Origin of the sequence: Geobacter pickeringii, assembly GCF_000817955.1 — a bacterium.
GTDB classification, from domain to species: Bacteria; Desulfobacterota; Desulfuromonadia; order Geobacterales; family Geobacteraceae; genus Geobacter; species Geobacter pickeringii.
Window position 1 is genome coordinate 109,503 of record NZ_CP009788.1, and the last position, 21,193, is coordinate 130,695.

Here is a 21,193-nt window from a genome sequence, read left to right on the forward strand (position 1 = left end):
CCAAACCACCGCCACGGAGACTCCCCATGACCACCCAACCCATCGACCCCTCCGGCCTCGTCCCCCCCGAGCGGGACGCCTGCGCCATCATCTGCTACATCAACAAGGAAGCCCGCCCCACCCACGGCAACGTCCAGCGGACCATCGATGCCCTGGTGAAGATGGGTCACCGGGCGGGAGAGATCAACGGCGAAGGGGACGGCTGCGGGGTGCTGACCGACATCCCGCGCATGATCTGGCGGGAGGTGCTGGCCGGCGCCGGCCATGACCCGAACCTGGCCGAGGCCCCCGCATTCGCGGTGGGGCATCTGCTGCTCCCCAAGGAGGCCACGGCGGCCGACCCGCAGTTGCAGGAGAAGATCCTCGCCCGTTTCGCCGCGGCCGGGGTGCAGCTTCTGGTGGAGCGCCCCGGCATCGTCCGGAGCGAGGTCCTCTCCAGCCGCGCCCGGGAGGGGGAGCCCCTCTTCTGGCAGGTGGCGCTCCTCTGCCCCGAGAAGGTGGCGGCGCCGGCGCTCCTCTTCGAGTTCCAGACCGCCATCGAGCGGGATTTCCCGGTGCACGTGGCGTCGCTTTCCGCCGATGTGACGGCCTGGAAGGTTCACGGCGCGCCGGAGCTCCTCCCCCGCTACTACCCGGAGCTGAAGCGCCGCGAGTTCCTCTCCGCGGTCACCATCGGCCATAGCCGCTACTCCACCAACACCCTCCCCACGGTGCTCCGGGCCCAGCCCTTCTCGCTCCTGGGGCACAACGGGGAGATCAACACCATCGCCCGGCTCCGGGAGGAGGCGCGGATGATGGGGATTCCGCTCTTCGCCGATGGCTCCGACTCCCAGGACCTGAACCGGACCCTGGAGGGGCTCATGTTCCGCTACGGCCTCTCCCTCTTCGAGGCGATGGAGGTGGTCTTTCCCCCCATCTTCAGCGCCATGGACGGGATGGGGCAGGAGATTCGCTCCATGTACACCTGGTTCCGCCGCTTCCTGAAGGCGAGCGCCCAGGGGCCGGCGGCGATCATCGCCCGGCACCGGGAGCTCTGCGTCTTCAGCGTGGATGCCATGGGGCTGCGCCCCCTCTGGGTGGGGGAGACGACCAAGGAGATCTTCGCCTCGTCGGAGCTGGGGGTGGTCCCCCACGAGGAGATCCTGGCCGACCCGAAACCCCTTGCCCCCGGCGAGAAGGTGGGAATCAGGATTGTGGCGGGGCGGCAGGCCGAGCTCATCGACCACCCACGGCTTCGGCGCGAGGTCTACCAGAATTTCCGGAAGCGGACGAACCTTGAGTCGCACCGGAAATCCCTGATGGCGGCAGGCGACGTAGGGGCAATTCATGAATTGCCCCTACAGGCCAGATGGCAGCGCAACGCCAAGCTCCACCAGGACAATCTCATGTCCGCCTTCGCCTGGAAGTCCAGCGACCTGAACATCCTGCGGGAGATGGCCCGGAGCGGCTCGGACCCCATCGCCTCCCTGGGGTATGACGGCCCCCTGGCCTCCCTCTCCAACCAGCGCCAGAACCTCTCCGACTACTTCAAGGAGCAGGTGGCGGTGGTGACCAACCCGGCCATCGACCGGGAACGGGAGGCGGAGCACTTCTCCACCCGGGTCTACCTCGGCCCCCGCCCCTCGCTCCGGGGTCCGGCCCGGCCGGGGGTGGCGCTGGAGGTGCCGCTCCTGACCGGCGGCCGCCGCACCGGCCCCGACCCGGACGACGCGGTGGCGGCCCGGGAGTTCGGCACCGTCACCCTGGAGGGGGTCGCGGCCGCCTTCGGCGAGGGTAAGGGGCGCTGCCGGGTGATATCCTGCTTCATGGGGAAGGACGAGGGGCTCGGCGATGCCCTGGTGCGCCTCACCTGCGAGGCGGTGGAGGCGGTGAACCGCGGCGCGGCGATGCTCCTGGTGGACGACAGCGACTGCTTCGGAGCGGGGAAGAGCTTCATCGACCCGTTCCTGGTGACGGCGGTACTTCACAAGGGGCTCAAGGAGGCCACCGACGCCGCGGGGGAGAGCCTGCACCGGCACACGGCCCTGGTGCTCCGCTCCGGGGTGCTCCGGAGCCTCCACGACCTCATCTTCGCCCTCGGCATGGGGGCCGACGCCCTCTGCCCCTACGTCATGTGGGAGCTTGCCGGCGATGCCGCCGGCCTGGAGAACCTCCTCTCGGTCCTCGTCAAGGGGGTGGAGAAGGTGATCTCCACCATGGGGACCCACGAGGTCGGGGGGTACGGCAAGTACTTCGCCTCCATCGGCCTCTGCCGCCACCTGGCCGGGATCTTCGAGACCCCCAACTTCTGCGGATCGGGGCAGGGGGGACTTACCCTGGAGCGGCTGGAGGCGGAGAACCGCTCCCGCACCGCCGTGGCCCGGAGCCGCCAGAAACAGCCGGTGCCGGTGCAGTTCCGCCTCTACCCCAAGATCTGGAAGATGGTGGGGGCCGTGGCCAAGATGGAGGAGACCTACGCCGACCTCTCGCGCCTCATCCAGCAGTACGAGGCGGAGAATCCCCTGGCCATCCGACATCTGCTGGACCTCCGCTACACCCCGGAGCTGACCGTGGACCCGGACGAGGTGGAGACGGGCGTCGGGGACCACAACCTGCCGATTCTCTTCTCGGCCATGAGCTTCGGCTCCCAGGGGGAGACGCCGTTCCGGATCTACGCCGAGGCGGCGAAGCGCCTCAACATCGTCTGCATGAACGGCGAGGGGGGGGAGATCGCCGACATGCTGGGGCAGTACCGGAAAAACCGGGGGCAGCAGATCGCCTCGGGGCGCTTCGGGGTGAACATGGCGTTCCTCAACTCCGCCGACTTCCTGGAGATCAAGGTGGGGCAGGGGGCCAAGCCGGGGGAGGGGGGGCACCTCCCCGGCTTCAAGGTGACGGCCAAGATCGCCGCGGCGCGCCACGCCACGCCGGGGGTGTCGCTCATCTCCCCCTCCAACAACCACGATATCTACTCCATCGAGGACCTGGCCCAGATCGTGGAGGAGCTCCGCACCGCCAACCCCACGGCTCGGATCTCGGTGAAGGTGCCGGCGGTGGCGGGGATCGGCACCATCGCCCTGGGGGTGGCCAAGGCGGGGGCGGACATCATCACCATCAGCGGCTACGACGGCGGCACCGGCGCGGCCCGCAAGCACGCCATCAAGTTCGTGGGGCTCCCGGCGGAGATCGGCGTCTCCGAGGCCCACAAGGCCCTGGTTTCTGCCGGCATGCGGCAGCGGGTCGAGATCTGGGCCGACGGTGGCGCCCGCACCGGCCGCGACGTGGTGAAGCTGATGCTCCTGGGGGCCAACCGGGTCGGCTTCGGCACCATGGCCATGGTGGTCATCGGCTGCACCGCCTGCCGGGGGTGCCACCTGGGGACCTGCCACGTGGGGATCGCCACCCAGATCGAGACCACGGAGGAGGCGGAAGGGAAGGGGCTCAAACGGTTCGTGCCGCGGGTCATGGAGAACGGCGTCATTTACATGAGCACCTTCTTCCGGGGGATGAGCCGGGAGATCCGGATCCTCACCGCCAAGCTCGGCTTCCGGCGGACCCAGGATCTGGTGGGGCGGAGCGACCTTCTCATCCAGGCCCGGGGGCTCGACCGCCTCGACCTGGCGGAGCTCCTCCGGCCGGCCCAGTCGGCGGAGGCCTCCTCCTTCGAGCCCGAGGTGCGGATCATCCGCAAGCCCCTCAACTACCTCACCTCCCTCATCTCGGGGCTCGTGACCGACGCCTTTGCCGCGGGGGAGGAGCGGGTCCGCTACGATGACGACAACGCCACCAGCTCCGACCGGGCCATCGGTACCCACCTGGCCGGCGCCTACGTGCGGGGGGTGGCCGAGGGGCGCTTCCGTCCCGAGCAGAGCGCCCTCCTCCAGTTCCACCGGGACGCCATCCCCGGCAACGGCCTCGCCGCCTTCTCCATGGACCGGATCAACATCCGGGTGGAGGGGGGGGCCCAGGACGGGGTCGGGAAGTGCGCCTCCGGCGGGAAAATCGTCATCCTCAAGGGGGAAAACCGGGAGGGGCGCCGCGTCGGTGGGGGGGTCGGCAAGGGGCTCGCCTATGGCGCCCAGGGGGGGACCTTCCTCATCCAGGGGGATGCCGACAGCCGGGCCTGCATCCGCCTCTCCGGTGCCGACGTGGTCTTCGGCTCCCGCATTCGGGAGCCCCTGGACGACGACCGGGGGGACATGGCCTGCCGCGCCAACCTGAAGGGGTTCGCCTTCGAGTACATGACCGCCGGCCGCGTGGTGGTCCTCGGCGATCCCGGCCCCTGGATCTGCTCCGGCATGACCGGCGGGGTGGTCTACTGCCACCTGGACGATGCCATGGGGCTCACCCGTGATGCCCTGCGCCGCCGCCTGGCCAAGGGGGCCGGGGTGGAGATCCGCGACATCGAGGAGGAGGATGTGGCGGCCATCGGGGAACTGCTGCTCAAATACCACCGGGAACTGCTCCACTCCCACCAGGAGGAGGAAGCCGACGCCGTGGAAGGGATCATGGCCGCGGCCCGGAGCGGCTTCGTGAAGATCGTGCCGGAGAAGGGTGTGGTGCCGCCGGCAAGTACGGAGTAACATTGAGTCAACAAGCGAGAGGAGGAATGAACCATGGCCCGTAACGTGTACGTCGACAAGGATGTCTGCATCAGCTGCGGTCTCTGCGTGGAGTCGGTCCCCGAGGTCTTCCGGTTCGACGACGACAATCGCGCCGAGGCATACGACCCCGCGGGGGCCGCCGAGGAGAAGATCCAGGAGGCCATCGACGCCTGCCCGGTCAGCTGCATCCACTGGGGGTAGCCATCCCCCCGCATCCCGTGACATTGGAAGGTTTATGAACATCCTGATACTGAACTGCCGGGGTTTTTCCATCCACTTCCAGCTCTTCGACTGGTCCCGACGGACCGTCCTCGCCCGGGGGGACGTGGACCGGATCGAGCTGGGAGATTCGTCCATCCTCATGGAGGTGCCGGGGCGCGAACCCTACGGGCTCGACTCCGACTGCCCCGATTTCCGCTCCGCCGTCGCCCTCATCCTCCGCACCCTGACCCACCCCCTGGAAGGGCCCCTGGAGCGGGTAGAGCAGATCGCGGCGGTGGGGCACCGGGTCGTCCACGGCGGCGAGCGGTTCACCTGCTCGGTCCCGGTGGATGAAGCGGTCATCGAGGCGGTGCGGGGGTTCGAGGATCTGGCGCCGCTCCACATCCCCCCCAACCTGGCCGGCCTCGAGGGGGCCCTCGCGCATCTCCCCGCCATCCCCCACGTGGCGGTCTTCGACACCGCCTTCCACCAGACCATGCCGCCCCACGCCTACCTCTACCCACTCCCCTACGAGTGGTACGAGACGTACGGCGTCCGGCGCTACGGCTTCCACGGCGCCTCCCACTGCTACGCGGCCTGGCGGGGGGCGGCGCTCCTGGGGCGCGACCCGGACGGGTGCAACCTGGTCACCGTCCACATCGGCAACGGCACCTCCCTCTGCGCCGTCAAGGAGGGGCGTTCCATCGACACGAGCATGGGGCTCACCCCCCTGGAGGGGACCATGATGGGGACCCGCTGCGGCTCCATCGATCCCGGCATCCCCCCCTTCATCATGCAGGAGGAGAACCTCTCCCCCCGGGACCTGGACCGGATCCTCAACCAGCGGAGCGGGGTGGTGGGAATCACCGGGGTCCGGCGGGAGCGCCCGGCATACCTGGCCCGGGCGGCCGAGGGGGACGAGCGGTCCCTCCTCGCCCTGGAGATGGAGGCGTTCCGGTTGAGAAAGCATATCGGCGGCTACGCCGTGGCCGTGGGACGGCTCGACGCCGTGGTCTTCGGCTCCGGCTCCGGCGAGGGGGAATGGCTGGTGCGGGAGAAGAGCCTGGCCGGGATGGAGCAGTTCGGCATCCGTCTCGACCGGGAGCGGAACCGCGCCGCCTGCTCCCGGGACCGCGAAGAGCGGATCAGCGCCGCCGACTCGCCCGTGGCGGTCTTCGTCATCCCCACCGAAGAGGAGATGGTCTACGCCGAGGAGGTGGCGGCGCTCCTGAACGGCGGCGCGCCGAAAGCATGACATCCGCCGGAAATGAAGTAAACTGTCTTGATATCCCGTCAAATTTGAGCCACCGAGGAGGCTGCGATGTCGCTGGAAGGAAAGAAGGCGCCGGATTTCACCCTGGAGGGGAGCGACGGCAGGAAGCATTCGCTGAAGGAGTACGCCGGGAAGACCGCTGTCATCTACTTCTACTCCAAGGACAGTACCCCTGGCTGAACGAAGGAGGCCAGCGGCTTCCGTGATCTGAAGCCGGAATTCGACAAGCTGGGAATCTGCATCCTGGGGGTGAGCAAGGACAGCATCACCTCCCACGGCAAATTCATCCGGGAGCAGGGAATCCCCTTCACTCTCCTCTCGGACCCCGATGCCGCCATGATGACCGCCTACGGCGCCTTCGGCGAGAAGGTGCAGTACGGCAAGACCACCATGGGGACGATCCGCTCCACCGTCGTGGTGGGACCCGACGGCACGGTGGCGAAGCACTGGACCAGGGTGGCCAAGGCCGAGGCCCATCCGGCGCAGGTGCTGGAGTTCCTGCAGAAGCGGTAGGGGCGCTGCCTGCCGCGCCCTTGCCGTGCCCGTTAAATCCGTTGACTTGCGTGCCGATTGCGCTAGAGTATGAGCCTCGGCACGTCACTCTACGCCGGAGAGAAGAATGCAGCCAGCCGCCACCTCACATTCCCTCTTCCCGACCCTGCCGCCCGAGTTCCTCCCCCTGGCGCTCTATACCCTGGCGGCCACTCTCCTGATCGGCATCCTCCTCCTGGCGGCCTGGTGGCTCGGCGCCAAGACCACCAACCGCAACAAGGAACTCCCCTACGAATCCGGGGCCATCCCCACGGGGAGCGCCCGGCTCGCCTATCCGGTTCCCTTCTACCTCATCGCCATCTTCTTCATCGTCTTCGACGTGGAAGCCGCCTTCATCTTCGCCTGGGCCACGGCCTGGCGGGAACTGGGTCTGGCGGGGCTCATCCATATCACCTTCTTCATCGTCATCCTCCTCCTGGGGCTTGTGTGGCTCTGGGTAAAAGGGGGCCTCGACTGGGGGCCGTCCCGTGAACGGAGGGCCCATGGAAGAGACTGAAATCTCGCAGAACAACATCATCCTGGCCCGCCTGGATGACCTCATCAACTGGGGTCGCGCCAACTCCCTCTGGCCGATGTTCTTCGGGCTCTCCTGCTGTTTTGTCGAGATGATGACCTCCTTCACCTCCCGCTACGATGTTTCCCGCTTCGGCGCCGAGGTGCTGCGCGGAACGCCGCGGGAGGCGGACCTGATGGTCATCGCCGGCACGGTCTTCAAGAAGATGGCTCCGTCGATCCTCCGCCTCTACGAGCAGATGGCCGAGCCCAAGTGGGTCATCTCCATGGGGAGCTGCGCCAACTCCGGCGGCATGTACGACGTCTACAGCGTGGTCCAGGGGGTGAACCAGATCATCCCGGTGGATGTCCACGTCCCCGGCTGCCCGCCGCGCCCCGAGGCGTTCCTCCAGGGGCTGATGCTCCTGCAGGAGAAGATCAAGAGGGAGGAGCGCCCCGCCCGGAAGGTCCTCCACATGAGCGGCGGGACCGAAGGGACCACCCGGCCGGTGCTGGTGGACGGGGTGACGAAATCCCGCGACACCCGGGGCCCCGGCATGGAGGGGATCGCCATCCGCGGCACGTCGGTGCAGCACCCCCATTTCGCCATGCCCCGCTCCGACGAGATGTGGCGCCCCCCTGCCCCTAAGCACGATTACCCCGACTTCGGCCTCGCCGGCGAGCTGGAGACCCTCTTCGGCCACCGAGTGGTGCGGGACGACCACGCCACCGACATGCTCACCTACCGCTCCCCGCCGGAGCTGGTTCCCGAGGTGCTGCGGCACCTGAAGAGCCGGAGTGCCGCCCCCTTCCGGCGCCTGGAGGACGTGGCCTGCGTGGACGAGGCGTGCCGCCGGGAGCGGGAAAAGTTTTCGGATTTCACCGTCAACTACCACCTCCTGAACTTCGACCAACCCGGCCATCTGCGGATCAAGACCGAGCTGGCGGGTGAGACGCCGGAACTCCCCACCGCGACCACCGTCTTCCCGGCGGCCGACTGGTACGAGCGGGAGGCCTTCGACATGTACGGCATCCGCTTCGCCGGCCACCCGAACCTGCGCCGTATCCTGATGCCGCCGGACTGGGAGGGGCATCCCCTGCGGAAGGAGCACCCCTTCCGGGCCACGGAGATGCCCCCCTACACCACCGACGATGCCCGGCGCCACCAGGCACTGCCGGCCTCGGACTTCTTCGATAGAGTCGACGAGGAAACCCTGATCCTCAACCTCGGCCCCCAGCATCCGGGGACCCACGGAATCATCCGCTTCATCCTCAAGCTCGACGGCGAAGAGATTGTGGACATGGACACCGACATCGGCTACCACCACCGGGGGGCCGAGAAGATCGGCGAGCGCCAGCACTGGAACCAGTTCATCCCCTACACCGACCGGATCGACTACCTGGCCGGGGTCCAGAACAACCTCGCCTACGTGAACAGCGTGGAGCGGCTCTGCGGCATCGCCGTCCCGGACCGGGCCATCGCCATCCGGGTCATGCTGGCGGAGCTTTTCCGGATCGCCAGCCATCTGGTCTGGCTCGGCACCTTCGCCGCCGACGTGGGGGCCATGACCCCGGTCTTCTACACCTTCACCGACCGGGAGAAGATCTTCGACATCATCGAGATGGTCACCGGCGGCCGGATGCACCCCTCCTGGTTCCGGATCGGCGGCGTGGCCGAGGATTTGCCCGAAGGGTGGGACGGCGCGGTGAAGGAATTCCTCGCATGGATGCCGTCCCGGCTCAAGGAGTATGAAGACCTCCTGAAGGGGAACCCGATCTTCCGGGCGCGGCTCAAAGGGGTCGGCGTCATCACCAAGGACGAGGCGATGGAGTGGGGGGTCACCGGCCCGAACCTGCGGGCCTGCGGCGTGGCATGGGACCTGCGGAAGAAGATCCCCTACAACGGCTACCAGCACTTCCACTTCGAGATCCCCACGGAGGAGGGGGGGGATTGCTGGGCCCGCTACCGGATCAGGATCGAGGAGATCCGCCAGTCGCTCCACATCGTGGCGCAGTGTCGGAAGGAGATGCCCGCCGGGCGGTGGATCACCGACGACTACCGCTATGTCCTGCCGAAGAAGCGGGACACGCTCCACGACATCGAGTCCCTCATCCACCACTTCATCAACGCCACCCGCGGCATGGCGCCGCCCAGGGGGGAGAACTACAGTGCCATCGAGGCCCCCAAGGGGGAGAACGGCTACTTCGTGGTGAGCGACGGCCTCAACGTCCCGTACCGAGTCCGGATCAAGACGCCGAGCTTTCCGCACATCCAGGCGCTGCCGCTCATGAGCCGGGGGTGGCTGGTGGCGGATTTTCTGGCGATCATCGGGTCGATTGATTTCGTGTTGGCGGATCTGGATCGGTAAGAACTTGAGAATCCGCCACGGAGACACAGAGGCACGGAGAAAATCTTTAAGATTTGGTGTTAAACCCAAAAAAGTTTTTCGATTTTGACGCTCTCCGTGTCTCTGTGGCGAAAAGGTTTATTCATGCTTCCTGACAGTCTGAAATCCGAGTTGAAGGCCCGCGTCGCCCACGCCGTCACCAACCGCGAGGCGGTGGTGGACGTGATGAAGGAGCTGCAGCGGCACTACGGCTGGCTCACCGACGAGGCGGTTGCCGAGGCGGCGGAGCTTCTGGGGCTGACGCCGCTCCAGGTGGAGGAGCTTGCCACCTTCTACGAGATGATCTACCGCCGGCCGGTGGGGAAGCGCGTCATCCATGTCTGCGATTCCATCTCCTGCTGGGCCATGGGAGGGGAGAGCCTCATGGCGCACCTGGCGCGGCAGCTCGGCATCGGGCCGGGTGAGACCACGGCGGACGGGATGTTCACGCTTCTTCCCTGCTGCTGCCTCGGCAACTGCGGCGAGGCGCCGACGCTGATGATCGGTGACACCCTCCACGGGCGGGTCACGCCGGAGCAGGCCAGCGAGATTGTGGAGAAAGAGCGCTCTGCCGCTCGATAAACCCGGCACCGGCCGGAGAAAATCAAGGAGGATCGTATGAAAAAAGGGATGATGGCAACGGTGTGCATGATGGCCCTGGCGGCATTCGCAACGGCCGGTTTCGCCGATACCAAGAAAGGGGGGAAAATCGACGCTGCCGCCGAGTTCAAGGAGCACTGCGCCTCCTGCCACGCCGACGGCGGCAACATCGTCAACCCCAAGAAGACCCTGAAGAAGGCCGATCTGGAGGCCAACGGGGTCAAGAGCTGGAAGGATATCGTCAAGCTCATGCGCAACCCCGGTCCGGGGATGAACAAGTTCGAGAAAAAGGATGTCAGCGACAAGGAAGCGAAGGCCATCGCCGTATACATCCTGAAGACCTTCAAGTAAGCCGATGGCCAGGATCAAGCGGATATACGACCCGCCGGCGCCGGAGGACGGGGCGCGGATTCTCGTGGACCGCCTCTGGCCCCGGGGGATCGCCAGGGACGAGGCCCGGCTCGACGAGTGGCTGAAGGAGATCGCCCCGAGCGACGAGCTGCGGAAGTGGTTCGGCCACGACCCGGCCCGCTGGGAGGAGTTCCGGGAGCGGTACCGACGGGAGCTGGAAGCGAAGGCGGAACTCCTGGACCACCTGCGGGCGCTGGCCGGGAAGGGGACGGTGACGCTCCTCTTCGCCGCCAAGGATGAGGCGCACAACAATGCAGTGGTGATTGAAGAATTGCTTCAACCCTGAAACGGCACGTCCGCCACAGAGACACAGAGACACGGAGGAAATCACAGAGAACGTCTGAATCCGTTTGATGGCGAGAATCTCTGTGTCTCTGTGGCTCTGTGGCAAAAGTGAAAGCATCCGATGGAACAACTCCTCTTCCGACATAACCGCCCCGACCGGTGCGTGACCTTTGCCGAGTACCGGGCCGAGGGGGGCTTCGCGGCGCTGGAGAAGGCGCTTGCCGGCATGTCCCCCGCCGACGTCCAGCAGGTGGTGATCGACTCCAACCTGCGGGGGCGCGGCGGCGCCGGCTTTCCCACCGGGAAGAAGTGGTCCTTCGTGCCGCGGGACATCCCCGGCCCCCGCTACCTCATCTGCAACTGCGACGAGATGGAGCCGGGGACCTACAAGGACCGGGTGCTGCTGGAGGCGAACCCGTACTCGCTGGTGGAGGGGATGACCCTGGCCGCCTACGCCATCGGCGTGGCCCACGCCTTCATCTTCATCCGCCGCGGCTACGAGGAGGCGGCGGAGAACTGCCGGCGCGCCATTGTCGAGGCGAAAGAAGCGGGGCTTCTCGGGGAGAACATCCTCGGCAGCGGCTTCTCCCTGGAGCTGGACGTCCACCAGTCCGCCGGGCGCTACATCTGCGGCGAGGAGACGGCCCTGATGAACGCCCTGGAGGGACGGCGGGCCAACCCCCGGAGCAAGCCTCCGTTCCCGGCGGTGAAGGGGCTCTGGGGGCGCCCCACGGTGGTGAACAACGTGGAGACCCTGGCCAACATCCCGGCCATCGTGGCCAATGGCGCCGCCTGGTTCAATGGGCTGGCCAGGATACCCGAGGCGGCCGGCACCAAGCTCTTCTGCGTGAGCGGCCATGTGAAAAACGCCTCCTGCTTCGAGCTTCCCCTGGGGATGACGCTGGGGGGGATCATCGACGGCCCCTGCGGCGGCATGCTCCCCGGCCGGGAGTTCAAGGCGTGCATCCCCGGCGGGGCATCGACCCCGTTCTTCACCACGGCCCACTGGCACGTCCCGATGGATTTCGACACCGTGGCCAAGGCGGGTTCGCGGCTCGGCACCGGCGGCATCGTGGTCTTCGACCGGAACACCTGCATGGTGGCGGCGACCCTGAACCTGATCGCGTTCTACGCCCGCGAGTCGTGCGGCTGGTGCACCCCCTGCCGGGAGGGGCTCCCCTTCGTGCAGGATGTCCTCGCCCGGATCGAGGCAGGGGCGGGGCGGGAGGAGCATATCGGCATCCTCCGGGAGCACGTGCAGTACCTCAATTACGCCTTCTGCCCCCTGGCTCCCGGCGCCATGGGGCCGGTGGAGGGGCTTCTGCGGCTCTTCGAGGATGAGATCCGGGAGCACATCATCTTGGGGCGTTGCCCGATACAAAAATAACATCTGCCACAGAGGCACAAAGACACGGAGGAAAGCCATAAACGCGATAACTGATAAAATTATCGGCTGTGCCATCGAGGTTCATCGAAATCTCGGGCCGGGTCTTCTGGAGTCGATATATGAAAAAGCGCTGTGTCATGAGCTTGGATCACGTGGCTTGCACTATGAGAATCAGGCGGTCGTACCGATAGTTTATAAGGGAAGCAAGCTCGGTGAACACAGGATCGACCTGCTCGTCGAAAATCGAGTGATTGTTGAGCTGAAAGCGACCGAAAGGCTCGAACCGGTTTTCAAGGCCCAGTTACTGAGTTACTTGAAGCTTACCGAAAAAAAGGTCGGCCTTTTGATCAATTTCAATGTTCCCGTACTGAGAGATGGGGTAACTCGTGTTGTTCTCTGAGTCTCTGTGCCTCTGTGGCAGATTTTGACATTATGCCCAAACTGATCATCGACCACATACCGGTGGAAGTCCCCGCCGGCACCAGCGTCCTTGAGGCGGCCAAGTCCGTCGGGATCTGGATTCCGCACTTCTGCTACCACCCGGCATTGGGGAGCGTGGGGGCGTGCCGGCTCTGCGCCGTGAAGCTGCTGGACGGCCCGGTGAAGGGGATCCAGATGTCGTGCATGCTCCCGGCACAGGACGGGATGGTGGTCTCCACCACCGACCCCGAGGCGCTGAAGATGCGGAGCCTGGTCATCGAGTGGCTCATGACCAACCATCCCCATGACTGCCCGGTCTGCGACGAGGGGGGGGAGTGCCTCCTGCAGGACTACACCGTCGCCGGCGGCCACGGCATCCGGCGCTTCGAGGGGAAAAAGCGGACCCACGTGAACCAGGACCTGGGGCCGTATATCGAGCACGAGATGAACCGCTGCATCCAGTGCTACCGCTGCGTCCGGTTCTACCAGGAGTTCGCCGGCGGGAGCGACTTCGGCGTCATGGGGAGCGCCCGGCGGGTCTACTACGGCCGGTTCGAGGAGGGGAAGCTGGAATCCCCCTTCTCCGGGAACCTGGTGGATATCTGTCCCACTGGCGTCTTTACCGACAAGACCGCCCGCTTCCGTGCCCGCTACTGGGACTACGAGATGGCCCCCTCGGTCTGCCCCCACTGTTCGCTGGGGTGCAACACCGTGCCGGCGGCCCGCTACCGGGAGCTGCTGAAGACCATTGCCCGGGAGAATCCCGCCGTGAACGGCCCGTTCCTCTGCGACCGGGGAAGGTTCACCAACGCCCCAGTGAACGACCCGGCGCGGCCACGGGTGCCGCTGGTGGACGGGAAAGAGGTTCCGTGGGACGCGGCCCTCGACGCCCTCATGCTGCGGATCGCCGAACTGGCGGAGGTATACGGCCCCGGCAGCCTGGCGGTGGTCGGCTCGCTGCGGCTCCCGCTGGAGGGGAACCTCCTGCTGGCGCGATTGGCCGAACTCCTCGGCGCGGGGCATCTCTGCTACTTCGCCGACAGGGAGGAGGGGGAGCGGGTCGCCGCGGCCGTATCCCTCCTCGACGGCGGCAAAGCCGCTTCCATGGCCGACGTGCGGAAGGCCGACTGTGTCGTCATCCTCGAATCGGACCTCCGGGACGAGGGGCCGATGATGCTCCTGGCGGTCCGGCAGGCATGGCGCAGCGGCGCGCCGGTCTTCCTGGTGGGGAAACACGCGCCGCTGGAGCAGGCCCGGGCCGTCTCCATCGAAGCCATCGAGCTGAGCATCATCGAAGAGGTGCCGCTGGCGATCTTCGCGCGCCCCGTGGTCATCTGCGGCACCCGGAACAACGCCCCCGCCGCCATCGGACTGCTCGCCCGGGCCGAGGCCGGAATCGCGTGCCTCCTCCCCGGCCCCAACGCCGCCGGTGCGGCGCTCCTGGCGCAGGAGCACGGAGCGGTCACCCTGGAAGGGGCCATCGCCTCCGGGAACGTGAAGGGGATCATCACCGTGGAGGCCGACATCCCAGCGGCGCTTCTGGACGGCGTGCCGTTCGTGGTGGCCGCCGACTGGCTCCCGACGGAAGCCGTCCGGCGGGCCGAGATCGTCCTCCCCACCACCGCTTGGGTGGAGACCGACGGCACCTTCGTCAATTTCGAGGGGCGGGCCCAGCGGTTCAGGAAGGCCATGGCGCCCGGACTCCCGATCCGGGGTCTCCCGGCCCGTTACCACGCCTCCCCCGACAAGCCGTCGCCGTTCCATCCACCCCGGCTGCACCGGAGCATCCCCCCCGGGGGAAACCTCCGCTCCGCCGCGCGGATCGTGGCCGACCTGATTGAGCGTTGCAGCGGGGAAGCGGTGGCGGATCCCTTCGAGGGGCGGTGGGAGCCGCTGCGGGACCTGGATCCGGAAGGGGAAGGAGTGAGACTGGGGCCGGGCTAGATGCTCCGTTTTGTGGATGAGCGGTTCACGTGTGCGCGTGAACCGCTCAATAAGAGTTGTCTCAATGAATGACGAAGGAGAAAAAAATGAAAATTATTGCTGTCGTAATGTTTTTCCTGATGACAACCGCTGCAGGCGCAGCCACCCTAGAATCCAAGGATGCAGCAAAAAAATTAACTGACCAAATTATGGCCAAGGTTGCATCAGGTGACATTGAAGGTGGTCTTCTCTTGATGAAACCATATTTAATAATACCAGAATCAGAATTTAATGTGATGGTGGAGCAATCAAAGCTTCAATTGCCGGTAATACAGGGACGGTTCGGCAGGATCATCGGATCAGAATTTATTAAGGAAAAGTCAGTCGGGAAATCATTACTGCAAATTGTTCAGATACAAAAATTCGAAAAACACATAATGCGGTGGAACTTCATATTTTATGGGCCGAATGGCAAGTGGGTCCTCAATACATTCAATTTTGACGACAAGATACATTCAATGTTTGAAGAGTAGAGCCAACCGGGCCCTTGGACGCCGACCGGGGCTGAGAAACGCCCCGGTGCGGGTCAAGGGCACGAGCCGTTGAGTGAAATTTGAATTCGCAAATTCAGCGCCATAGCCAAAAAAGGAGGCAGTTCTATGAAGAAACTATTTTTCGCATTACTGACGCTGTTCATCGTTAACGCAGCGGCAATGGCGGGAGGAGGCCTCGACGGTTTTCTGAGGAGCCTCAACGTCCAGGCACAGGCCGACCTGAAGGGCTTTTCAGCCAGGCTCAGCACCCAGTTCGGCATTCCGGAGGTGCAGGTACGCGCGGTTATCGGGACGGTCAAGGAACCGGCCGACGCATTCATGTGTCTCCAGCTCGGGCAATGGACCCAGAAGCCGACCGAGCAGGTGGTGCGCGTCTACAAGGCCAATCAGGGCAAAGGGTGGGGAGTGATCGCGAAAAGCATGGGGATCAAGCCGGGCTCCACCGAGTTCCATGCCCTGAAGCGCGGTGATCTCACGTTTAGCGGCCAGCCGGCTGGTGAGCAGGATGAGAGGCCGGGCAAGGGAAAAGGGCGGGGGAGAGGGCACAACAAGTAACGTTGATCCCATAACGACATAACCAGAAAAAGGAGCACCATGAGCAGTTATCCGAAATGTCCTCAATGCAGTTCAGAATACACCTACGAAGACGGCACCATGTACGTCTGCCCGGAATGCGCCCACGAATGGCCGACAGCGGCGCCGGGAGAGAGTACGGAAGAGCAGCGCGTGGTGCGCGATGCCTTCGGGAACGTGCTCAGCGACGGCGACTCCGTCACGGTGATCAAGGATCTGAAGATCAAAGGCTCGTCCTCGGTGGTCAAGGTCGGGACCAAGGTGCGGAACATCCGTCTCATCGAAGGCGACCATGACATCGACTGCAGGATCGACGGCATCGGCGCCATGCAGTTGAAGTCGGAGTTTGTGAAAAAGGCGTAGATGACCGACCTCACCCTCGACATAGCCATCCACCTGGCGAAGATCGCCCTGATCTTCTTCGTGGTGCTGACCCTGGCGGCGTATCTGGTCTTCGCCGAGCGGCGGCTGCTGGCCTGGATCCAGGACCGGAAGGGGCCGAACCGGGTGGGGCCGTTCGGCCTCCTGCAGCCGCTGGCGGATCTCATCAAGCTCCTGACCAAGGAGGATTTCCGGCCCCCCCAGGCGGACAGGTGGCTCTTCTATCTGGCCCCGGCCATGGCGGCGATCCCGGCGATCCTCACCTTCGCGGTGATCCCCTTCGGGAGGCCGGTGACGCTCCTCGGCCGGGAGGTGCCGCTGCAGGTGGCGGACCTGAACGTGGGGCTCCTCTTCTTTATGGCGCTTTCCTCCATCGCGGTATATGGTGTGGCCCTGGGGGGGTGGGCGTCCAACTCGAAGTACGCGCTCCTCGGCTCAATCCGGGGGCTGGCGCAGCTCATCTCCTACGAGCTCTCCATGGGGCTGTCGCTGGTGCCGACGGTGATGCTCGCCGGGTCGCTCCGGCTCTCGGACATCGTGGCGGCCCAGAAGGGGGTCTGGTTCATCGTCTACCAGCCCCTTGCCTTCGCCATCTTCCTCGTCAGCATCGCGGCGGAGTGCAAGCGGATCCCCTTCGACATCCCCGAGGCGGAGGGGGAGCTGGTGGCCGGGTTCCACACCGAGTACTCGGGGATGCGCTTCGGCCTCTTCTTCGTGGGGGAGTACATCAACATCATCGTCCTCGGCGGGCTGGCCACGACCTTCTTCCTCGGCGGGTGGCACGGGCCGTGGCTCCCGCCGTTCGTCTGGTTCGCCGCCAAGACCCTCGCCTTCGCCTTCTTCTTCATCTGGATGCGGGGGACCCTGCCGCGGCTCCGCTACGATCAGCTCATGCACCTGGGGTGGAAGGTCCTGACCCCCCTGGCGCTCGTCAACATCCTGGCCACCGGCTGGTGGCTCATGGCTCGGGAACTATACTGAGGAAAGGGGGGATTCACGGGGTCTCCGTACGCAAACACGCCGGCAAGTCGTCGTAGTGAACGCTCACGCAACGAACGAAGCAAAGGAGGACGTGTCATGGTGGAGAATGTGAATTCGAGGGACAAGGACGGGCACACGCCGCTCATCGAGGCGGCCAAGGCAGGGGATGTGGGAGCGATCCGGGATCTGGTCTCCCGCGGCGCGGAGCTGGAGGCCAAGAGCGAGAAGGGGAAGACGGCGCTCCACTACGCGGCGGCCAGCGGCCACGCCTGGGCCATCAAGGCGCTGCTTGAGGCGGGGGCCGCGGTGGACCCCCGGGACAACGAGTGGCACACCCCGCTGATGCTGGCGGCCAACTACGGCTGCGACGAATGCGTGCAGGACCTCCTCGGCGCCGGCGCCGACCCGGCCGCCAAGATGAAGCTCGGCAACACCGCCCTCACCTATGCGGAGACCAACGGCCACCCCGAGACCCTCGACCTCATGAGGAAGGCGCTGCGCGCCAAGGCGCCGGCATAACGGAGACGACACGGAGGGGGGGCCGTTGCGCCGCCCCCTCCCCCACAGAACCATGCCGATACTGAACGATCTCAAAGCCCTGGCCACCGGCCTCTTCGTCACCTGGAAGCATATCTTCCGCCCCCCGGTGACGGTGGAGTACCCCGAGGTGAAACGGACCCCCGCCCCCCGCTACCGGGCGCGGATCGTCCTGACCCGCGACCCCGACGGCGGCGAGCGTTGCGTCGCCTGCTACCTCTGCTCCGCCGCCTGCCCCGTGGACTGCATCTCCATGGAGGCGGCGGAAGGGGAGGGGGGGCGGCGCTACGCCCGGTGGTTCCGGATCAACTTCTCCCGCTGCATCTTCTGCGGCCTCTGCGCCGAGGCGTGCCCCACCCTGGCGATCCAGATGACCCCCGACTACGAGATCTGCGAGCGGGACATCATGTCGCTGGTCTACGAGAAGGAGGAGCTCCTCATCGACGGCTGCGGCAAGGACGCGGAGTACAACTTCTACCGCCACGCCGGCATCGGCATTGCCCAGCCCCGGGGGACGGGGGGGCGAGAAGAAGAGCCGGTGGACGTGCGGGGATTAATGCCGTGATTTCAACAAAGAACCTGCCACGGAGAGACAGAGACACGGAGCAAAGAAAAGGTCCTCTTTTGGCCGCCAGTCGTAGATTCCCGGTTTTCTCCGGGTCTCCGTGCCTCTGTGGCGGATTTTGACTTTTTATGGAAGCAGCCATCTTCTACATCCTCGCCGCCGTGACCGTCATCGCCACGCTCTTCGCCATCGCCGAGAAGCACGCGGTGCACGCCATCGTCTACCTCGTCACCTCCTTCTTCGCCCTGTCGGTGATCTTCTTCCTGCTGGGGGCGCCGGTGGTGGCGGTCTTCGAGGTGATCATCTACGCCGGCGCCATCATGGTCCTCTTCATGTTCGTCATCATGATGCTCGACCTGGGGCACCCGGAGCGGGCCCGGCTCCCCGGCGGCCGCGACTGGTGGCCGGCCCTGGTCCTCGGCGCCGTCATCCTGGCGTCCGCCCTGACGCTGTTCGCTTCCCGCCCCCCGGCGGTGACGGCGACGGGGAAGGCCATCGGCGTCAAGGAGTTCGCCCTGGCCCTCTTCGGGAGATACGGCGTCGCGGTGGAGGTGGTCTCCATGCAGCTCCTCTTCGCGCTGGTCGGGGCGCTCTACCTGGCCAGGCGGCGAAATCTCCCCTCACCCCCACCCCCTCTCCCCGCGGGAGAGGGTGGCCGAAGGTCGGGTGAGGGGGACGCTCTCCCGCAGGAGGAGCCGAACCGATGATCGTCCCCTTCGAACACGTCCTGGCCCTCGCCGGCATCCTCTTCGCCCTGGGGCTCGTCTGCGTCATGGTCTGGCGGATGAACCTGATCATGCTCCTGATCGGCATCGAGATCATGCTCAACGCCGCCATGCTCGCCTTCGTCGGCGGCGCCGCCCGGTGGGGGATGGCCGACGGCCAGGTCTTCTCCCTCGTCATCATGGCCATGACCTCCGCCGAGGTCTCCCTCGCCCTGGCGATGGTGGTCTACCTCCACCGGCGGAAGAAAACGGTGGAGGCGGATGAGTTCAGGGAGTTGAAAGGTTAGGAAAACCTGCCACGGAGACACAGAGGCACGGAGAAATGCGGGAATCAAACAAAATGATTCGGTCAAAACCTCAATACTTTCGTTTTTTACTGGTTTTCCTCCGTGTCTCTGTGTCTCCGTGGCAGATTGTGAATTAAAATGAAACTCTACCTCACCCTCATACTCCTGCTCCCCCTCCTCGGCGGCGCCATCAACGCCCTCGTTGGCCGCACGCTCCCGCGCCGGCTGAGTGAGACGCTGGCCTGTGCCGCGGTCTGGGGGGCGTTCGTCTGCGCGCTCCTCGCCTTCGGGGCGTACCGGGCGCCGGAGACGGTGAGGCTTGCCACCTGGCTGGCCGATTTTGACTTCACGGCCGGGATCGATCTCTCCCTCGACCCCCTGTCGCTGGTGATGACCCTCATGATCACCTTCGTCTGCGGACTGATCCACGTCTACGCCGTGGGGTACATGGCGGGGGAGGGGAGCCACGCCCGCTTCTTCGCCCTGCTCAACATCTTCGTCTTCGCCATGCTGGTGCTGGTGCTGGCGGAGAACCTGCCGCTCCTCTACCTCGGGTGGGAGGGGGTCGGCTTCTGCTCCTACGCCCTCATCGGCTTCTGGTACACCGAGACGAAGAACGCCGACGCCGGCCGCAAGGCGTTCATCACCACCCGCATCGGCGACACCGCCTTCGGCATCGGCATCGTCTGGTGCTTCCAGCTCTTCCGCACCGAGTCCATCACCCAGATCAACCAGATGGGGGGGCTCGTGCCGGCGGGGGTCGTCACGGCCCTGGGGCTCCTCTTCCTGGCCGGCGCCATGGGGAAATCGGCCCAGGTGCCGCTCATGGTCTGGCTTCCCGACGCCATGGCCGGCCCCACCCCGGTCTCGGCCCAGATCCACGCCGCCACCATGGTCACCGCCGGGGTCTACCTCATGGCGCGGATGTACCCCCTCTTCGGCGCATCGACCGTGGTCATGGCCGCCGTGGCCGTCACCGGCGCCGCCACCGCCTTTTTCGGCGCCACCTGCGCCCTGGCCCAGCGGGACCTGAAGCGGGTGCTCGCCTACTCCACCATCAGCCAGATCGGCTACATGATGCTCGGGGTCGGCTGCGGCGCCGTCACCGCCGCCACCTTCCACCTCCTGGTCCACGCCTTCTTCAAGGCGCTCCTCTTCCTCGGCGCCGGCTGCGTCATCGCCGCCATGCACCACGAGCAGGACATCTTCAAGATGGGGGGGCTGCGCACGGGGCTGCCGGTCACCTTCGGCGCCTTCCTGGCCGGCGCCCTCTGCCTCGCCGGGGTGCCGCTCACCGGCGGCTTCTTCAGCAAAGACGCCATCCTGGCGGCGGCCTGGGCGAAAGGGGGGCTCCTCTACGGCGGGCTCTACGGCGCCGGCCTCGTCACCGCCTTCATCACTGCGGTCTACACCTTCCGGATGCTCTACCTCGTCTTCGGCGGCACGGGGGAGCGCCCCCACCGCTTCCCCCGGATCATGGAGTACATGCTCCCCCCCCTGGCGCTGCTGGCGCTCTTCGGCGGCCTCCTGAACCTGCCGGAATACGTCGCGGAAGGGTGGCTCGGGCGCTTCTTCGCCACCGCTCTGAAGGATGGCGCGCCGCACCTCTCCCCCGGAGGCGAGCTGGCGCTTCAGGGGATCGCTGCCGCCGTCTCCCTGGCGGGGCTCGCCGTCGCCCACCTCCGCTACGGCGGGGCCAGAAGGCAGAAACGACTCGAAGATGCCGCCGCCGAGCCCCGGGGGATCACCGCCTTCCTCCTGAACGGCTGGTACGTCGATTCCCTCTACCGCACGCTCATCGTCCGCCCCTACGAGACCCTGGCCGGCTTCCTCTGGCGCCGGGTGGACGAAGGGGTGATCGACGACTCCCTCGACCGCCTCGCCGGGGTGACCGGTGCGGCTGGCCAGGCGCTCGGCCGGTGGAGCTGCGGGCGGGTGTCGGTCTACATTCTGAGCTTTGCGGCGGGGCTGGCGCTGATTTTGGGGTGGCTGGCGTGGGGGTGGTTGGGGTGATCACTCGGGTACGAGGAAGGATTCGGAGCGGAAAATGAGATCTGGAGAAGCGATTCTGGTCCG

Annotated in this window: 20 protein-coding genes and 1 pseudogene; all 21 read left to right on the forward strand. The window is 65.9% G+C overall.

Features of this window, described 5'->3' with window-relative positions; all coding sequences use genetic code 11:
- The first annotated feature begins 26 nt into the window (after positions 1-26).
- Complete coding sequence (locus GPICK_RS00450; protein WP_039739514.1) at positions 27-4,562, forward strand: glutamate synthase-related protein; 4,536 nt, start codon at positions 27-29, stop codon at positions 4,560-4,562.
- A gap of 33 nt (positions 4,563-4,595) precedes the next feature.
- Positions 4,596-4,784 carry a ferredoxin gene (locus GPICK_RS00455; protein ID WP_039739516.1) on the forward strand — a complete coding sequence of 63 codons (189 nt, stop codon included), beginning with the start codon at positions 4,596-4,598 and terminating at the stop codon, positions 4,782-4,784.
- Between the two features lie 34 nt (positions 4,785-4,818).
- Positions 4,819-6,039 (forward strand): acetate/propionate family kinase, encoded by a 1,221-nt coding sequence (locus GPICK_RS00460; protein WP_039739518.1) that lies wholly within the window; start codon positions 4,819-4,821, stop codon positions 6,037-6,039.
- 66 nt (positions 6,040-6,105) lie between these two features.
- Positions 6,106-6,570: a peroxiredoxin gene (locus GPICK_RS00465; protein ID WP_084201294.1), complete on the forward strand. Its 465-nt coding sequence runs from the start codon at positions 6,106-6,108 to the stop codon at positions 6,568-6,570.
- A 106-nt stretch (positions 6,571-6,676) separates the two neighbouring features.
- Entirely contained in the window at positions 6,677-7,105 is a 429-nt protein-coding gene (locus GPICK_RS00470) for an NADH-quinone oxidoreductase subunit A (protein ID WP_039739520.1), read from the forward strand.
- Positions 7,092-9,470 carry an NADH-quinone oxidoreductase subunit B/C/D gene (locus tag GPICK_RS00475; protein WP_039739522.1) on the forward strand — a complete coding sequence of 793 codons (2,379 nt, stop codon included), beginning with the start codon at positions 7,092-7,094 and terminating at the stop codon, positions 9,468-9,470. The genes GPICK_RS00470 and GPICK_RS00475 overlap by 14 nt, the downstream gene beginning before the upstream one ends.
- Before the next feature lie 123 nt (positions 9,471-9,593).
- Entirely contained in the window at positions 9,594-10,070 is a 477-nt protein-coding gene (gene nuoE / locus GPICK_RS00480) for an NADH-quinone oxidoreductase subunit NuoE (RefSeq protein ID WP_039739524.1), read from the forward strand.
- Between the two features lie 36 nt (positions 10,071-10,106).
- A complete protein-coding gene (locus GPICK_RS00485) occupies positions 10,107-10,439 on the forward strand; it encodes a c-type cytochrome (RefSeq protein WP_039739525.1) in 333 nt (110 codons plus the stop codon).
- Between the two features lie 4 nt (positions 10,440-10,443).
- Positions 10,444-10,785: a DUF488 domain-containing protein gene (locus GPICK_RS00490; RefSeq protein WP_039739528.1), complete on the forward strand. Its 342-nt coding sequence runs from the start codon at positions 10,444-10,446 to the stop codon at positions 10,783-10,785.
- 120 nt (positions 10,786-10,905) lie between these two features.
- Positions 10,906-12,171: an NADH-quinone oxidoreductase subunit NuoF gene (nuoF, locus tag GPICK_RS00495; protein ID WP_039739529.1), complete on the forward strand. Its 1,266-nt coding sequence runs from the start codon at positions 10,906-10,908 to the stop codon at positions 12,169-12,171.
- Entirely contained in the window at positions 12,122-12,571 is a 450-nt protein-coding gene (locus tag GPICK_RS00500; protein WP_084201295.1) for a GxxExxY protein, read from the forward strand. The genes nuoF and GPICK_RS00500 overlap by 50 nt, the downstream gene beginning before the upstream one ends.
- A gap of 32 nt (positions 12,572-12,603) precedes the next feature.
- A complete protein-coding gene (gene nuoG, locus GPICK_RS00505) occupies positions 12,604-14,535 on the forward strand; it encodes an NADH-quinone oxidoreductase subunit NuoG (RefSeq protein WP_039739531.1) in 1,932 nt (643 codons plus the stop codon).
- 86 nt (positions 14,536-14,621) lie between these two features.
- A complete protein-coding gene (locus GPICK_RS00510; protein ID WP_039739533.1) occupies positions 14,622-15,047 on the forward strand; it encodes a hypothetical protein in 426 nt (141 codons plus the stop codon).
- A 126-nt stretch (positions 15,048-15,173) separates the two neighbouring features.
- Positions 15,174-15,623: a hypothetical protein gene (locus GPICK_RS00515; protein WP_039739535.1), complete on the forward strand. Its 450-nt coding sequence runs from the start codon at positions 15,174-15,176 to the stop codon at positions 15,621-15,623.
- Positions 15,624-15,662: 39 nt separating this feature from the next.
- On the forward strand, positions 15,663-16,004 hold the full coding sequence (locus GPICK_RS00520) for a zinc ribbon domain-containing protein YjdM (RefSeq protein WP_039739537.1): 342 nt from the start codon (positions 15,663-15,665) through the stop codon (positions 16,002-16,004).
- Positions 16,005-17,003 carry an NADH-quinone oxidoreductase subunit NuoH gene (nuoH, locus tag GPICK_RS00525; protein ID WP_039739539.1) on the forward strand — a complete coding sequence of 333 codons (999 nt, stop codon included), beginning with the start codon at positions 16,005-16,007 and terminating at the stop codon, positions 17,001-17,003.
- Between the two features lie 96 nt (positions 17,004-17,099).
- On the forward strand, positions 17,100-17,522 hold the full coding sequence (locus tag GPICK_RS00530; RefSeq protein ID WP_039739542.1) for an ankyrin repeat domain-containing protein: 423 nt from the start codon (positions 17,100-17,102) through the stop codon (positions 17,520-17,522).
- A 52-nt stretch (positions 17,523-17,574) separates the two neighbouring features.
- On the forward strand, positions 17,575-18,105 hold the full coding sequence (nuoI, locus tag GPICK_RS00535; RefSeq protein ID WP_039739545.1) for an NADH-quinone oxidoreductase subunit NuoI: 531 nt from the start codon (positions 17,575-17,577) through the stop codon (positions 18,103-18,105).
- 128 nt (positions 18,106-18,233) lie between these two features.
- Positions 18,234-18,716, forward strand: a pseudogene (locus tag GPICK_RS00540) (NADH-quinone oxidoreductase subunit J family protein); the annotation flags it as partial.
- A 92-nt stretch (positions 18,717-18,808) separates the two neighbouring features.
- Complete coding sequence (gene nuoK / locus GPICK_RS00545; protein ID WP_039739548.1) at positions 18,809-19,117, forward strand: NADH-quinone oxidoreductase subunit NuoK; 309 nt, start codon at positions 18,809-18,811, stop codon at positions 19,115-19,117.
- A gap of 138 nt (positions 19,118-19,255) precedes the next feature.
- Positions 19,256-21,130 (forward strand): NADH-quinone oxidoreductase subunit L, encoded by a 1,875-nt coding sequence (gene nuoL, locus GPICK_RS00550; RefSeq protein ID WP_039739550.1) that lies wholly within the window; start codon positions 19,256-19,258, stop codon positions 21,128-21,130.
- Positions 21,131-21,193 lie beyond the last annotated feature (63 nt).

What these genes read in the sequence shown, in the direction of transcription:
- GPICK_RS00450 (WP_039739514.1), top strand. Translation starts at nt 27, where the DNA reads ATGACCACCCAACCCATCGACCCCTCCGGCCTCGTCCCCCCCGAGCGG.
- GPICK_RS00455 (WP_039739516.1), top strand. Translation starts at nt 4,596, where the DNA reads ATGGCCCGTAACGTGTACGTCGACAAGGATGTCTGCATCAGCTGCGGT.
- GPICK_RS00460 (WP_039739518.1), top strand. Translation starts at nt 4,819, where the DNA reads ATGAACATCCTGATACTGAACTGCCGGGGTTTTTCCATCCACTTCCAG.
- GPICK_RS00470 (WP_039739520.1), top strand. Translation starts at nt 6,677, where the DNA reads ATGCAGCCAGCCGCCACCTCACATTCCCTCTTCCCGACCCTGCCGCCC.
- GPICK_RS00475 (WP_039739522.1), top strand. Translation starts at nt 7,092, where the DNA reads ATGGAAGAGACTGAAATCTCGCAGAACAACATCATCCTGGCCCGCCTG.
- nuoE (WP_039739524.1), top strand. Translation starts at nt 9,594, where the DNA reads ATGCTTCCTGACAGTCTGAAATCCGAGTTGAAGGCCCGCGTCGCCCAC.
- GPICK_RS00485 (WP_039739525.1), top strand. Translation starts at nt 10,107, where the DNA reads ATGAAAAAAGGGATGATGGCAACGGTGTGCATGATGGCCCTGGCGGCA.
- GPICK_RS00490 (WP_039739528.1), top strand. Translation starts at nt 10,444, where the DNA reads ATGGCCAGGATCAAGCGGATATACGACCCGCCGGCGCCGGAGGACGGG.
- nuoF (WP_039739529.1), top strand. Translation starts at nt 10,906, where the DNA reads ATGGAACAACTCCTCTTCCGACATAACCGCCCCGACCGGTGCGTGACC.
- GPICK_RS00500 (WP_084201295.1), top strand. Translation starts at nt 12,122, where the DNA reads ATGAGATCCGGGAGCACATCATCTTGGGGCGTTGCCCGATACAAAAAT.
- nuoG (WP_039739531.1), top strand. Translation starts at nt 12,604, where the DNA reads ATGCCCAAACTGATCATCGACCACATACCGGTGGAAGTCCCCGCCGGC.
- GPICK_RS00510 (WP_039739533.1), top strand. Translation starts at nt 14,622, where the DNA reads ATGAAAATTATTGCTGTCGTAATGTTTTTCCTGATGACAACCGCTGCA.
- GPICK_RS00515 (WP_039739535.1), top strand. Translation starts at nt 15,174, where the DNA reads ATGAAGAAACTATTTTTCGCATTACTGACGCTGTTCATCGTTAACGCA.
- GPICK_RS00520 (WP_039739537.1), top strand. Translation starts at nt 15,663, where the DNA reads ATGAGCAGTTATCCGAAATGTCCTCAATGCAGTTCAGAATACACCTAC.
- nuoH (WP_039739539.1), top strand. Translation starts at nt 16,005, where the DNA reads ATGACCGACCTCACCCTCGACATAGCCATCCACCTGGCGAAGATCGCC.
- GPICK_RS00530 (WP_039739542.1), top strand. Translation starts at nt 17,100, where the DNA reads ATGGTGGAGAATGTGAATTCGAGGGACAAGGACGGGCACACGCCGCTC.
- nuoI (WP_039739545.1), top strand. Translation starts at nt 17,575, where the DNA reads ATGCCGATACTGAACGATCTCAAAGCCCTGGCCACCGGCCTCTTCGTC.
- nuoK (WP_039739548.1), top strand. Translation starts at nt 18,809, where the DNA reads ATGATCGTCCCCTTCGAACACGTCCTGGCCCTCGCCGGCATCCTCTTC.
- nuoL (WP_039739550.1), top strand. Translation starts at nt 19,256, where the DNA reads ATGAAACTCTACCTCACCCTCATACTCCTGCTCCCCCTCCTCGGCGGC.